This window comes from Paracoccus sigandri (assembly GCF_003709565.1).
In the GTDB taxonomy this organism is placed as follows: Bacteria; Pseudomonadota; Alphaproteobacteria; order Rhodobacterales; family Rhodobacteraceae; genus Paracoccus; species Paracoccus siganidrum.
The window spans coordinates 57,135-70,609 of record NZ_QNRC01000021.1 but is presented as its reverse complement, the minus strand read 5'-3'; the positions used below and the strand labels follow the sequence as shown (position 1 = coordinate 70,609).

Sequence of the window (13,475 nt, the reverse complement as noted above, 5' to 3'; positions counted from 1 at the left end):
AACGAAAGACCATCGAACATCGGCGCTTGCAGCACCGCAAGCTCGCCGCATAACATCAACCCCAAGACGAGGCCCGCTCTCCGCTAATCTAAGCCCCGATCTGAGCCAAATGTTCTGACGACGGACAGCCGCCGCCATCGATGATCTCGGCATCGGTATAGGTATAGCCGCCATAGATCGTCCAACGGTCGTTGACCTGCCCGGCGACGCCCAGCTCCAGGCCCTGGGCGCGGTTCTCGCCGGTCAGCTCGACCTCTCCGGTGATCGCGTTCTGCACGCGGGCGTTGGTTTTTTCCGTGCGGAAGATCGCGCCGGTCACCGAAAGCTGGTCGTTCAGCAGGTCCCACTTGGTCCCGATTTCATAGGCGCGGGTCTTTTCGGGCGACAGATCGACATTGCCGTCCGTCAGGGTGCAGGCACCGGCACCCTCGGAGCCGCCGGCAAGGAAGGCGCACTGGCCCGACGGGCTGGCCGAGGTGCCGAAGGACGCATAGACCGTGCCGTTCGGGGCGGGCTTGTAGACCAGGCCGGCCTGATAGCTCCAGATATTGTCCTTGCGGCGGAGATCGTCGCGGTTGTCGTCCTCGTCCAGCCGTTGTTGCTGCACGTCGAACATCTCGTAGCGGGTGCCGAGGTTCAGCTGCCACTGCTCGTTGAACTTCAGCGTGTCGAAGGCGTAAAGCGACTTGCTGCGGGTGATCGTCGGCAAGCCGTATTCGTCCCAGGTGAAGTCGGGATAGAGCACGTCGTCATAGGGGCTGAAGCCGAAGGGGTCCGAGGGAAGGATCGTCGGACCCGCCCCATCCGGCCCCGAGCCGATCAGGCCTGCCGCGCGCAGCTTGTCCCGGCTGTATTCGAAGCCGAAGGCATAGTCATGCTCGATGCCGCCGGTCGTGGCCTCGCCCGAGAAATTCGTGTTGAATCCCACGGTCGAGCTGTCCCGCTTGCCCGAGCGCAATCCGCGATCCAGCAACCCGCCGGTAACGATCGTCGGACGGCTGACGATATATTCCTGGTCGCTGCCGATATAGGAAAGCTGCGACGTCATGCGGAAATTCGGGGTGAACTCGTGTTCGAGCTTCAGCATGGCGTTCTGGTTCGTGACTTCGCGGAAGTCGCGATGGAACGAGCCATAGAACTTGTCGTGGTCCAGCAGTCCCAGCGGCTCGAACGGGTCGTCCTTGGTGCCGGTACCGAAGCGGGTATCCCCCGTCGCGTCGATCCAGGCCTGGTTTGCCATCGGAAGCCCGAAATCGGGGTTGCCTTCGGCCTTGCTGTGATAGGCGCCGAAGCTCAGCCGGGTGGCTTCGGTGACCTGCCCGACGACCGACAGGGCCAGCCCGGTCTTGTCGTCCTCGATTCCGCCGCGGCCCGGCACTTCGGCATCCTGCCCGAACAGGTTCACGCGCGCGGCGATGTTCTGGCCAAGCTGGAAGTTGCTGTCCAGTTGCAGCCGGTATTGATTGTCGGTGCCTGCGGTGGCCGAGATCTCGTTGAAATCCTCGCCCAGCCGCGCCGATTTCGACACCATGTTCAGCGAACCGCCGGTGCCGCCGCGCCCGGAATAGGCGCCGCCGGGGCCCTTGACCAGTTCGATCTGTTCCAGGTTGAACGCCTCATAGCTGGTGCGGCCCAGGCTGCGCATTCCGTCCACCATCAGGTCGGTCGAGGCTTCATAGCCGCGGATGAACGGCCGGTCGCCCATCGGGTTGCCACCTTCGCCGGTGCCAAGCGTTACGCCCGGCGTGGTGCGCAATACGTCATAGACCGACGACGCCCCGCGCTCTTCGATCTGGCGCTGGGTGACGACCTGAACCGACCGGGGCGTATCCAGCAGCGGTTGGCTCAGCTTGGGCGAGGAGCCGCGCGAGATCGTATAGCTGCTGGCCGCCTCCGAGCCGCCTTGGCCGATGATATGGATGGTATCCAGAACGAGGTTTTCGTCGACGGTCTGCGCAGCGGCGGCACCGCCCACCGCAGCCGATATCACCATCGCGGGAAGCAATCCGAGAGTGGGCATCGGCGGCGTGGCCGTTTCCCGGGAAGAAGGGGACGGATGGAATGGCGTCATGGGTGCTGTGATCCTCGCTGGAGCATATGTGAAACCACCTCCCGAATGCGTCTTCGGGAACGATGCAACTGGATGGCTGGCGAATGCTGGCGAATGTCGAATGCACCATCCGGCCTGATTGCACAGGCCAGGAAAAGCGCGTCCTTCACCCCTGAGAGGATTGGCACAGATATGTCAATCACCGACGCGTGATGGGCGACGCACATTATCATGCTCTGTGGCTGTAATGTCGTATTGGGGTGCCGCAAGCCTGGATCCGAGATCTCGGCCGGAATCGGATGATGTTCAGGTGGCAGGATTTGAGACTGAAATCATTGCGTTTGCTTCGCGGCGATCAGGATGGACGCCCGCTTTCGCAGCCGGGGAAGAGCGAACGGTTGTTTCGGGTCGAGGGCGCACTCAACGCCAGCTCAAATGGTGAGCTACGCGGCGTGCGTGGCTGTTCAGGCGCGCCGCTTGCAGCTCACCTCGTCCGACGGGGGTTCGCGTATAGATCAATTCGCCCTGCCCGATGATGCCCCGCCAGTTCCGCCAGAAGATTTCCGCTCGGGCCCGGTTCCCGTCGAAGCGGCCGGGCACGGCAAAATACTGGAAACGCTTCAGGAACAATCCGGACCTGACAATGATGATATAGCGCGGATTTCCGACCGGATCGAGGATCTGGCGCAATGTATCGTGAAACAGGCTCTCCTCGAACCGCGTCGCCTGATGGAGACTGATCTGATAGCCTGCCGGCCCGTCGTGAATCTCGGGACGTGGCTCCTGCAGAGGGGAAAAATCGCCCAGTTCCCGCAGAGCCTCGACGGCAAGGCGCGCAAGGCGCTCGAGGCTTCGCCGAGTCTCCTGATCCGAGGGGCCTTGACCGAACATCTCGCGCAATCGCCCGAGCCAGGACAGGCTGGAAACGGGCACCATCTGGCGCCGCATTCGGGAACCGATGCTGGTTTCGCGGAAAAGCCGGGGCTCGGGGCGATGTTCCAGATGCAAGGCGCTTTGCCAATCCGCCGCCAGGGTGTCATGGCGCCGTGCCATTTCGGCAGTGATCGCATTGTGTTGTTGCACGTCGCCTTTCGGTGAAAAATAGGACCGGATCTGGCCGGCGTTCCGGTCCAGCCGCGCGAAGCAATCGAAACGACGATGCAGGCGCGCAATGTCCTCGCCTTCGAGGCTATCACCGGGCACGATGGCAAGATGCCAGATATTCGAGGTCTTTTCGGGGATGTTCCGCTCGATGCGCAGCGCCCGGCCCCGTAGCTGGTTTACCGCGACGAAGCGTGCCAGATTGGTCCCGAGGATCAGGGAATTCATCGCCGGCGCATCCCATCCTTGCCCCAGAAAGGCTTGTGTTCCGACGATGACCCGCACGGCACCGGTGCTGAAGGCGGCGTTGACACGGGCGACGGCCCTGGAAAATTCGGGTCCGCCGATCAGCGCATAGTCCGGAAGCCCCGGCACCTCGCGGCCGGACAGGTCTTCGCAGAGCGCCCGAGGCAGGCAGATGATCTGTCCGGTCAGCAGCGCCAGATCGCCGCGTGGTTCCGCCAGATACAGCGCGCGAAAAACCGCGCCGGCGTTGTATTCCTGCGGATCGTGATCCAGCTTCAAGGCCACATGCCCGATCTTGTCCATCAGGATCGCCATGCGCAGGCCATCCCGGCGGTTTTCGCGTTCAAGCCGATGAATTTCCACGGTGGCGGCAAGGCGGGCCTTGTCATCATATAACAGTTCCACCCGGTTGAGGAATCTGGGTGGGGGAAGAGTCAGCCGATCGTTGCGCAACGCGCCTGCTGTCTTCAGGCGCGCCAGCAGCGCAGCCGGAAGCTTGGTCAGGTGCGCCGCCAGAACGATCCCAAGCCATTGCCAGTCGAGCACCGGCCATTCGGCGCCGCCAAGCCGCAGCAATCGCCTTGCATAGGCAGGCACGGGCAGTTGCGCATCGCGCAGATAGATCAGCATGGCGCTGAACAGTTCGGGATTGTCCAGGATTTCTTGTGCATGATTTCGGCAATCCGTCATCCACGGCGATCGGACCAGCATTTCCAGAATGTCCGGATGGGCCCGCAAGGACCGAAACAGTTCTGCCTCGGCCTCGCGATTGTCGTCATAGGTTTGCCGATCGGTCGTTTGGGCTGCGAATACCAGATCCTGATGCGGGCAGAGATCGCCTGTCAGCACAAGTTCGGGCACGGAAATCTCGGCATCCACCGGACCGCAAAGCGCGTTGTAGTTGTCCCATTCCCAGCCTTCCGAATCATAGGGTGGGGTTGCGGTCAGCGACAGCGTGACCGGCTTGTGGGTTTCCTGCAGCCGAATCAGGGTCTGCCACCAGGCGCGGCGCAGGTGGTGTGCCTCGTCCAGACAGATCAGATCAAAGGGTGGCAGGGTCCGGATGCGGTTCTGGTGAATGTTCTGATAGGTGCTGAACCGCAACGGCACATCCGCTTCTGGGTCGGTGCTGATCCAGTCGGGCAGTTCGCCGTCCAGAAAATCATCCCGCAATCGCGCGATCCACTGATCCCGCACCAGCAAGCTTGGCGCCAGAACCAATGTGCGGCAGCCAAGCTTGCGGATGATCTCCAGGCCCAGAACGGTCTTGCCCGCACCCGGGGCGGCAACCACATGCAGTTTCTCGTCGTCGAGATGCGTTTCCAACTCGGACAGGATGCGCATCTGATAGTTGCGCCAATCGTGCCGGAACCGCATCCGGTCGAATGCCTGTTTTGTCGCATCGCTGCTGGGCCGGGACATTCGCGACGCCCGAAGTCAGACGGAAAGGCGCTGAAGCTGTTCGTCGAACGCTTCCATAGTCAGGTGGAGGTCATCGTAGTTTCGCATGCGACAGGCGTCGCTGGCCGCCTGGATCAGTTCCAGATAGCCGCGAAAATCGGCGATGGCGGTCTCATCCGGTTGACGAAGCGGGTCGAGCTTGGACAATCGCGCCCAACGATGGCAAAGATCGGACATTGTCGGCAAATAGAAGAAGATGATGCGGCGCAAGGAACTGATGCAGCCTGGATCGGACACGACCTGCGCGCGCAGGTCGACGCTGGCAGCCGCAAGATCCCAGAAAAGTCGCGCATGCGGCTGAACAGACATCTCGGCGGCGATGCGGAAGCGTTCGGTTGCGCTATCCATATGCTCCAAAGCCGTTTCGAGGCGTGTCTTCCGTTTCCTGCGAAATAAGTTCGCCAGAAAATTCATCAATCGAACCTTGCCCTGTCATGTGCGTGGTCAGAGTAAGCGTAAAGCCGGGCAGGTTCAAACAGGTCGCAAGCGGTGCAAGGGCCTCCGCAACATCCTGCAACACGAGGTCGGATACACGCAGGAACTGGACCGCCATGCCCTGAAACACTTCAGGAGATGCTTTTTCGCCGGCGGCGTCCATGGTCGTTTCCAGTTTAAGCATCGTCCCTCTCAGGGGTTGCAGCTTTCGTGGCCATCAGGGTAACGCCGGCCCATAACGGCATCCAGGTCCGGGTGTTGCTAAGCCTGCCGCAGATCGCTCATCCCCGCTGCCGGGTAAGCAGGACGATAAAGAACAACCCGCCGATCAGCCCGGTCACGACCCCGATGGGCATGTCGTTGGGCGCGGTCAGCCGCCGTGCCAGGACATCGGCCAGCACCAGGAAGATCGCCCCCAGCAATGCGCTGGCGGGCAGGACCCGGCGATTGTCGCCGCCGATCAGAAGCCGCGCGATATGCGGCATCATCAGCCCGACAAAGCCGATCATGCCCGAAAAGGCGACCAGCACGCCGGTCAGGAAGGCGCTGACGGTCAGGGTCAGGATCCGCAAGCGGCGCACATTGACGCCAAGCGTGGCGGCGCTTTCGTCGCCCATGGCCAGCGCATTCAGCTGTTCGGCGCAGCGCAGGAAGGCCGCCGCGCTGACCAGCAGGGCCAGGGCGGGAAAGACCAGGTTGTTCCATTGCGCGAAGCCGAAGCCGCCCAGCATCCAGAAGACGACAGAATTGATCGCGCGCGGATCGGCCAGCATGATCAGCACATTGCTGCCCGCCGCTATGACGAAGGACACCGCCAGTCCGGCCAGGACCAGCCGCGTGGGACCGGTGCTGTGGGTGAAACCCGCCACCGACACCACGATCGCGGTGGCCGTCAGCGCGCCGGCGAAGGCGAACAGCGGCACGGTCAGGGCGCCCAGCAGGTTGCCGACCATCAGGATCGCCAGGTTGGCCCCGAAACCCGCCCCGGCCGAGACCCCCAGCAGATGCGGGTCGGCCAGCGGGTTGCGGGTCACGCTTTGCATGACTGCCCCCGCCATCCCCAGGCCCGCGCCCACGATCGCCGCCAGAAGGGCACGGGGCAGCCGCAGATCCCAGACGATGTTCTCGCGCCCCGCGCTCCAGTCCGGGGTGATCGGGACCAGCGACAGCTTGTGCAGCACGATCGACCAGACCGTGCCGGCCGGAATCCCGGTGGAGCCGATGCTGACCGACAGGGTGATCGACAATAGGCACAGGGCCAGGCCGACAATGCATGTCGCGAGAAAGCGCCGCCGCAGGAAGCCCATCTCAGCCACCGTGGAGGAAATCGGCCAGACGCTCGACCGCAAGGATATTGCGCGGGCCGGGGGTCAGGTCGTCATAGCCCAGCACCAGGAAACGGACGTCGCGGATCGCGGCGATATGGGCAAAGGCGGGATGTTCCTTCATGAAGGCGATCTTCTCTTCGGCCGTGACCTCTCCGTAATCGACGATCACCACGGCCTGCGGATCGCGTTCGGCCACGGTTTCCCAGTCGATGCGCACCCAGCTGCTCTCGATATCCGCGGCGATGTTGCGGCCACCGGCGGCGTCGATGATGGCCTGCGGCATGGAATAGCCGCCGGCCGTGATGGGCACCTTGTCGCCCGAATCATAGATGAAGATGCGCGGACGGTTCGTCGTGGCGGCGATCCTCGTTCCCACGCGGTCCAGGCGCGCGCGATAATCCGCGATCAGCGCCCTGGCGCGTTCGGGAACGCCGAATGTCGCCGCCAGATTTTCCAGGTCCCGGAACAGATAGTCGAAACCGGGCCGGTTGCGCTGTCCCAGCCGGATGCAGGATTCCGACAGCTCGTAGACCGCGATGCCATAGCGGCCCAGGCTGTCGGGGGTGACCTCTCCGCCGACGCGCATGCCGTAGCTCCAGCCCGAGAAATAGAAATCGGTGCCTTCCTCCAGCAGCATTTCCAGCGTCGGATAGCCGCGCTGAAGCGGGCGCAGCGTTGCGGCGGCGGGGAACAGGTCGGTCGCGGCCTCGACCCGCTCGATCCGTCCGCTATAGCCCAGCATCCGGTCCTCCAGCCCCAGTGCCAGCATGATCTCGACCAGGTTCGAGCCGTGGGCGACGGCGCGGGCCGGCGGGGCCTCGAAAGTGACCTCGCGGCCGCAACTGGTCACGGTGACCGGGAAATCGCCGCCGGCCGAGGGTTGCACGGTCAGCAGCAGGGCGGCGAAGGAATAGATCAGGCGGTGCATGAGGGACCTTTCAAGGCAGCAGGTCGAAGGAAAAGCGCGGCCGGCCCGTGCGGGGATGACGGTCCATGTCGGCCTGGACATCGAAGGCCGCGCGAATGGTCTCCGGGGTCAGCGTCGCCTGTGGCGGGCCAAGCGCGCAGATGCGGCCGTCGCGCATGACCAGCACCTGATCGGCCAGCGCGGCGGCAAGGTTCAGGTCATGCAGCGTGACCAGGACGGTCAGGTCCAGCCGCCGCAGCATGTCGATCACCTCAAGCTGGTGGCGGATGTCCAGATGGTTGGTCGGTTCGTCCAGGACGATCAGCCGCGGCTGCTGGACGATGGCACGAGCCAGCAGCGCGCGTTGCTTTTCGCCCCCCGACAAGCCGCTGAAGGGCCGGTGGGCGAAATCCGCCAGTTCGAAATCGGCCAGCGCCTGCCGGGTGATCGCCTCGTCCGTCGTGCTGCGCGAAAACAGGCTGTCGCGATAGGGGATGCGTCCCATTGCCACGACTTCGCGCACGGTAAAGGCGAAATCGGGCGCGATCTCCTGCAGCACCACGGCGATCAGGCGAGAGACGTCGCGCGCGGGCATCTGCCAGATGTCGCGCCCGCCGACCAGAACCTGCCCCGCGACGGGGCGGTTCTGCCGATAGATGCTGCGCAGCAGCGTGGATTTCCCCGCCCCGTTCGCGCCGACGATCACCGTGGTCGAGCCGGCGGGAACGTCGAAGCTGATCGCCTCGATGATCCGCCGGCGCGGATGCGGACCCCAGCACAGGTCCCGCACCGTCACATCCACCGCCATCCTAGAAGGTGACGTGGAAATCAAGCGAGGCGCTGCGCGGCGGCGCCAGCAGCCATTGGTTCGCCCCGCCCGAGGTCGCGTAAAGCCGGTCGGTCAGATTGTAGATGTTCAGGTCCAGGCTCATGTTGTCGCGCGGCTTCCATTGCAGCCCGGCATTGATCACCGTGTAGGACGGGCGCGAGGTGGTGTTGGCGTCGCTGGTGAAGGCTTCGCCCACATGATGCGCGCCGGTCCGCGCCGTCCAGCCCTCGGCGAAGGCCCAGGAGCCCCAGATATTGGCGACGCGGCGCGGTGCATTGGGCGGGCGATTGCCGGAATAGTCGCCGCCCGACTGGACATAGTCGTCATAGCGCGGCGACAGCAACGCGCCGTTCACATCGACCCGCAGGCTTGACGTCACATCGAAGCCGAGTGCCGCCTCGATCCCTTTCGAACTTTGCTGGCCGATTTGGCGGGTGATCGCCGGGTCGTCCGGGTCGCGGGCCAGCAGGTCATTCTTGACGATCCGGTAGGCCGACAGCGTGGCGTCGCCGCGACCGCCCAGGAAGCCGAACTTCACCCCGATTTCCTGTTGGCGGGCCGTGGTCAGCTTCAGATCCGCCTGGCTCTGGGCCAGCGACAGGACATTGCCGATCGGCTCGGCCGCGCGGGAATACTGGGCATAGACCGCCACATCCGGCACGGGATTATAGACCGCGCCCAGGCGCCAGCTGGTGGAATCGAAGCTGCGGGTGAAGGCCGGATCGATGCGGGTGACGCGCAGGTTGTCATAGCGCAGCCCGCCGACGACCGACCACTGGTTGCTGATCTTCAGCCGGTTGTCGAGAAACAGCGCATATTGATCGGTGGTCAGATCTGCCGTCGTGGCCATCTCGTGCGGGCCGAAGAAGCCCGGTTGCGGATTCAGGAAATCCACCACCGATTGACCTGGATAAGGCGAATTGTTGGTATTCCTGAACTTGATCCGGTTCACGTCGAAGCCGATCGTCGTGGTGTTCTCCATCCCGCCGGGCGTGGTCACGATGGTCGCCTCGGTGCGGTTGCCGACCTGTTCCAGATCGTGGTTGATCGCGATGTAGAACTGGCGCAGCACATCGTCCGTATCCGGGCGGTAGAGATAGTCCTCGACATTGCGCCAGTTGCGGTCGCTGGTCAGGTAATAGCTGTTGCTGCGGATCGTCACGTTACCGGCAGGCGTCCATTCGGCCCGCAACTGGGTATAGCGGTCCTTGTAGCGGACCACCGCATCCTCGACGTTGAAGTTCCGATGGCGCACACGCTCGTCGATCCGGCCATCGACCAGCGGCGTTCCGAAATAGGTGCTTGGCCGGTTGTCGCCATGGTCATGCGACAGGGTCAGCGCCAGATCCTCGGTCGCCTGCCAGCGCAACGCCGCCGAGAGCGACAGGCTGGAGGTGTCGTCGCGATCCAGCCAGCCATCCGACGCGGTGCCGCTGACGCCGAAACTGTAGGCCAGGACCTCGCTGATCGGCCCGGCGCTGCCGAAGGCCAGGCCGCGCTGGCCGTCCGTGCCCACGGTCGCGCGCATCTCGTTGCGCGTGCGGTCGGTCAGGGGCCGTTTCGGAACGATATTGATCGCGCCGCCGATCGCGCCTTCGCCATAAAGCACCGAGGCGGGACCGTTCAGCACCTCGATGCGCTCGACGTTCCAGCTGTCGAAGGGGAACGAGATCGTGCCCGAGGCGGGATAGAGCCGCGTGCCGTCATAGAGCCGTGTCACCGAAGCGTGGCCGCTGAAGCCGCGCATGCTGAACGAGGTGCCGCCATTGCCGGGCGAGCCGTGAAAGCTGATTCCGGTGCCGTTCTGGACGATGGCCTGGTTGACGTCGCGCTGGCCGCGCTGGCGGATCGTGTCGGCCTCGATCACCTGCACGCTGGCCGGGGTCTCGAAGACGCTCAGCCCCAGCCGGCTGCCGGCATTCGATCGCGCCTGCAGATCCAGGCCCGAGCCGAAGGACAGGCCTTCGATGGTGATCGGGTCCAGCATCAATGGGTCGGCACCGCTGTCCTGGGCCTGTTGCGCAAAGACGGGCAAGGCCGCCATGGTCAGCCAGGTCATCAGAAGGGCCACGCCCCTGCGGGTGATGGCGTGACGGGGCAGGCGGTCCTGCGCGTCGAGACGCGTGGACCGGAAATGAACATGATTGCGCACGAATGTGGCTCCAGCGACAATTTCACCGTCACTGCAAACGCGACATCTCTTGCCTGACGACCGCAGGCGGATGACTGTCCCACCGGGGCACCCCGCCCGGCGTGTTCACGCGTGACAACGGCAGACGGCAGGTCTCCTGGCTCGCGGGTCGTCGCCTGTCGCCGCCTTCCCGGAGTCGCGTCCAGTGGCTGTTGGCAAAGGCTATCCGCCTACAGTTGCGGGGGCAGCCGCAGCATGGGACCGACGGTCCGCACTGCGTTCCCTTTTCATTCCGAAATCGGAAACCGTCACGAGACCGTGTAGTGACGGGACCCTAGCGCGTCAACTCTGTTGGCGGCCCGTTCTCCACGACAGCGGACTGGCGATGCACGATTGCCTCCTCGACCGGGCGTCCGCCAAAGAAGTGTTCGGTCACGATGCGCGACAGCAGGTCAAGGGGAAGAGATCCATTGGTTTTGCCGCCTCGGCCAGGAGACCGTCTTATGGGCAAGCTGTCTTGGCTGTCGCGGTGATCTCCAAGGGCTTTCCCGCGCCGTTTTGGGATCACCCTGCCGATGGCCCGGCTGCCCGATGCGGGGCCGATCCTGCCGAGGCCGGGCCGCCTGCCTCGACCGGCCGATGCGGTTGGGGCGGTTCCTGTGGTCGGCATGGGCGGGCCTCGTCCAGCGGAAGGAGGCCGTCCGCATTGTCAGTAACCCACTTGGCCCACTGATCCCCAAGCGTGACCGCTTCTGCGGGGGACATATCGGCCGTCCAGAAGGCCTCCCAGTCATTGCGGAGTCCGCCGAGCGTTAGGTTGCCTGAACCCGTCAGGCACTGTCCGCCCGTCGGGCTTTTGAAAAACATCGTCTTGGAATGGTAAAGGACGCCGCCTTTTGGATTGTAGAACAGCGAGATGGACGCGTTCGGAAGCGCGGCTTTCGCGGTCTTGAGCGCGGCGATTGCTGCCGTGTCCGTGATTGCATCGACGCCGATCACGAGTTGGAATACCGCGAGGTCGGAAGACCCTGTCGAGAGGCAATCGCCGATCTCGAGGCGAGGCGAGACATATTGCTCGGTGCACGTCCCGCGGCGCTTGCGAAGCAGAAGGATTGAACGGTTGGCAAACAATAAGTATTCAAATTGTCGACGTTATCTGACCGCATTGCAGGAGTTGCGCCCATGGCCGAGACAGAAACCTTCCCCGAGCGCCGGCGCGGATCGGGCGTAAAGCTGGTCTATGACCTGCTGCGCGACGAGATCCTGGACCTGGTGTTGCCGCCGGGCAGCCCCATCGACGAGGTGCAGCTGGCCGAACGCTTCGGCATGTCCCGGACGCCGATCCGGGAGGCCCTGGTGCGCTTGGCCGGCGAGGGGCTGGTCGAGACGTTGCCGAACCGCTCGACCATGGTCGCCAATATCGATTTTCTCAACATGCATACCTTCTTCGACGCGCTGACGCTGATGTATCGCGTGACCACCAGGCTGGCGGCGAGCTATCACCAGCCCGCCGATCTGGAGATCATTCGCGAGCATCAGGCGAGGTTCACCGCCGCGGTCGAGGCGCAGGATGCGCTGGCGATGATCGCCTCCAATCGCGACCTGCATGCGGCCATCGCCGAGGCCGGCCGCAATCCCTATTACATCAGCCTGTTTCTGCGCCTTCTGGACGAAGGGCGCCGCCTTTTGCGGCTGTATTACCAGTCGTTCAACGACCGCCTGCCGCGTGAATATGTCGATGAGCACGAAGCGATGATCGCGGCGATCGAGGCGCGGGATGTCGAGCTGTGCGACCGGCTGGCAAAGGCGCATGCGGACCAGATCGTCCGCCAGATCCAGCAGTTCCTGGCCCGCGACCAGCGACAGTCCTTGCCGCTGTAGAGATCACGTCGATTCTTTGTCGACAAATAAAATGCAAAGTCTAAGATGGCGGCTGAGAGAATCAGCCATCCCGCCCCTGCGCGACAGAAGGAGCCATCACCGATGAACACCCAGATCTTTACCGGCGTCATTCCCGCCCTGATGACCCCCTGCACCGCCGACCGCCGGCCCGATTACGACGCCTTGGTGCGTAAGGGGCAGGAACTGATCGCGGCGGGAATGTCGGCGGTGGTCTATTGCGGCTCGATGGGTGACTGGCCGCTTCTGACGGACGCGCAGCGGATGGAAGGGGTGGAACGGCTGGTCAAGGCCGGGTTGCCGGTGATCGTGGGGACGGGGGCGGTGAACTCTGCCCTGGCCGTGGCCCATGCCGCCCATGCGCAGAAGGTCGGCGCGGCGGGGCTGATGGTCATTCCCCGTGTGCTGTCGCGCGGTGCCTCGGCCATGGCACAGCGCCATCATTTCAAGGCGATCCTGGCGGCTGCGCCGGACCTGCCCGCGGTGATCTACAACAGCCCCCATTACGGGTTCGAGACCAAGGCGGACCTGTTCTTCGCGCTGCGGGCCGAGCATCCGAACCTTGTCGGCTTCAAGGAATTCGGCGGCGCCAGGGCGATGAGCTATGCCGCCGAGCATATCACTAGCGCCGATGAGAGCGTGATCCTGATGGCCGGGGTCGATACCGGCGTCTATCACGGCTATGTCAAATGCGGCGCCACCGGTACGATCACCGGCATCGGCAACGTCCTCCCCAGGGAGATCCTGCATTTCGTCGCGCTGTCGAAGGCCGCGGCCGCCGGTGATGCGGACGCGCGGCAGCGCGCGCAGGAACTGGGCGAGGCGCTGGAGGTGCTGTCCTCCTGGGACGAGGGGACCGACCTGGTGCTGTATTACAAGCACATGCTGGTCTTGCAGGGCGAGGCGGAATACAGCCTGCACTTCAATGAAACCGACGAACTGACCCCCAGCCAGCGGGCCTGGGCCGAAAGGCAGTTCGACCAGTTCAAGACCTGGTATGCGGAATGGAGCCAGCAGCCGGGAGCGGTGCAGAAATACGCCGCCTGACCGCCACGAAGGCCCTTCCGACAGCGGAAGGGCCTTTTGTT

Annotated in this window: 11 protein-coding genes and 1 riboswitch; of the genes, 2 read left to right on the top strand and 9 right to left on the bottom strand. The window is 63.9% G+C overall.

Annotated elements, in window-relative coordinates; genetic code table 11:
• Window positions 1-88: 88 nt before the first annotated feature.
• From C9E82_RS17095 to C9E82_RS24150, 9 genes are all read right to left on the bottom strand, one after another.
• Window positions 89-1,993, bottom strand: a complete 1,905-nt coding sequence (locus C9E82_RS17095; protein ID WP_170161960.1) for a TonB-dependent receptor — start codon at window positions 1,991-1,993, stop codon at window positions 89-91.
• A gap of 477 nt (window positions 1,994-2,470) precedes the next feature.
• Complete coding sequence (locus C9E82_RS17090) at window positions 2,471-4,819, bottom strand: DEAD/DEAH box helicase family protein (protein WP_119896348.1); 2,349 nt, start codon at window positions 4,817-4,819, stop codon at window positions 2,471-2,473.
• A gap of 15 nt (window positions 4,820-4,834) precedes the next feature.
• Window positions 4,835-5,215 carry a hypothetical protein gene (locus C9E82_RS17085; protein WP_183154103.1) on the bottom strand — a complete coding sequence of 127 codons (381 nt, stop codon included), beginning with the start codon at window positions 5,213-5,215 and terminating at the stop codon, window positions 4,835-4,837.
• A complete protein-coding gene (locus C9E82_RS24155; RefSeq protein ID WP_147393022.1) occupies window positions 5,199-5,477 on the bottom strand; it encodes a hypothetical protein in 279 nt (92 codons plus the stop codon). Before C9E82_RS24155 ends, C9E82_RS17085 begins: the two co-directional genes overlap by 17 nt.
• A gap of 97 nt (window positions 5,478-5,574) precedes the next feature.
• Window positions 5,575-6,600, bottom strand: a complete 1,026-nt coding sequence (locus C9E82_RS17080; RefSeq protein ID WP_119896350.1) for a FecCD family ABC transporter permease — start codon at window positions 6,598-6,600, stop codon at window positions 5,575-5,577.
• Window position 6,601: 1 nt separating this feature from the next.
• On the bottom strand, window positions 6,602-7,549 hold the full coding sequence (locus C9E82_RS17075) for an ABC transporter substrate-binding protein (RefSeq protein ID WP_119896351.1): 948 nt from the start codon (window positions 7,547-7,549) through the stop codon (window positions 6,602-6,604).
• Window positions 7,550-7,559: 10 nt separating this feature from the next.
• A complete protein-coding gene (locus C9E82_RS17070) occupies window positions 7,560-8,336 on the bottom strand; it encodes an ABC transporter ATP-binding protein (protein ID WP_119896352.1) in 777 nt (258 codons plus the stop codon).
• Between the two features lies 1 nt (window position 8,337).
• Complete coding sequence (locus tag C9E82_RS17065) at window positions 8,338-10,509, bottom strand: TonB-dependent receptor (RefSeq protein ID WP_240643390.1); 2,172 nt, start codon at window positions 10,507-10,509, stop codon at window positions 8,338-8,340.
• A 109-nt stretch (window positions 10,510-10,618) separates the two neighbouring features.
• A riboswitch (cobalamin riboswitch) is annotated at window positions 10,619-10,813 on the bottom strand.
• A gap of 239 nt (window positions 10,814-11,052) precedes the next feature.
• Complete coding sequence (locus C9E82_RS24150) at window positions 11,053-11,619, bottom strand: phospholipase D-like domain-containing protein (RefSeq protein ID WP_147393023.1); 567 nt, start codon at window positions 11,617-11,619, stop codon at window positions 11,053-11,055.
• Between the two features lie 51 nt (window positions 11,620-11,670).
• On the opposite strand from C9E82_RS24150, the gene C9E82_RS17060 reads away from it, so the two are divergent.
• On the top strand, window positions 11,671-12,369 hold the full coding sequence (locus C9E82_RS17060) for a GntR family transcriptional regulator (RefSeq protein WP_119896353.1): 699 nt from the start codon (window positions 11,671-11,673) through the stop codon (window positions 12,367-12,369).
• A gap of 102 nt (window positions 12,370-12,471) precedes the next feature.
• Window positions 12,472-13,434, top strand: a complete 963-nt coding sequence (locus C9E82_RS17055) for a dihydrodipicolinate synthase family protein (RefSeq protein ID WP_119896354.1) — start codon at window positions 12,472-12,474, stop codon at window positions 13,432-13,434.
• Window positions 13,435-13,475 lie beyond the last annotated feature (41 nt).

Excerpts from the sequence above, each read along its gene's own strand:
- C9E82_RS17070 (WP_119896352.1), bottom strand. The coding sequence starts at position 8,336 with ATGGCGGTGGATGTGACGGTGCGGGACCTGTGCTGGGGTCCGCATCCG.
- C9E82_RS24155 (WP_147393022.1), bottom strand. The coding sequence starts at position 5,477 with ATGCTTAAACTGGAAACGACCATGGACGCCGCCGGCGAAAAAGCATCT.
- C9E82_RS17055 (WP_119896354.1), top strand. The coding sequence starts at position 12,472 with ATGAACACCCAGATCTTTACCGGCGTCATTCCCGCCCTGATGACCCCC.
- C9E82_RS17075 (WP_119896351.1), bottom strand. The coding sequence starts at position 7,549 with ATGCACCGCCTGATCTATTCCTTCGCCGCCCTGCTGCTGACCGTGCAA.
- C9E82_RS17090 (WP_119896348.1), bottom strand. The coding sequence starts at position 4,819 with ATGTCCCGGCCCAGCAGCGATGCGACAAAACAGGCATTCGACCGGATG.
- C9E82_RS17095 (WP_170161960.1), bottom strand. The coding sequence starts at position 1,993 with ATGGTGATATCGGCTGCGGTGGGCGGTGCCGCCGCTGCGCAGACCGTC.
- C9E82_RS17060 (WP_119896353.1), top strand. The coding sequence starts at position 11,671 with ATGGCCGAGACAGAAACCTTCCCCGAGCGCCGGCGCGGATCGGGCGTA.
- C9E82_RS17080 (WP_119896350.1), bottom strand. The coding sequence starts at position 6,600 with ATGGGCTTCCTGCGGCGGCGCTTTCTCGCGACATGCATTGTCGGCCTG.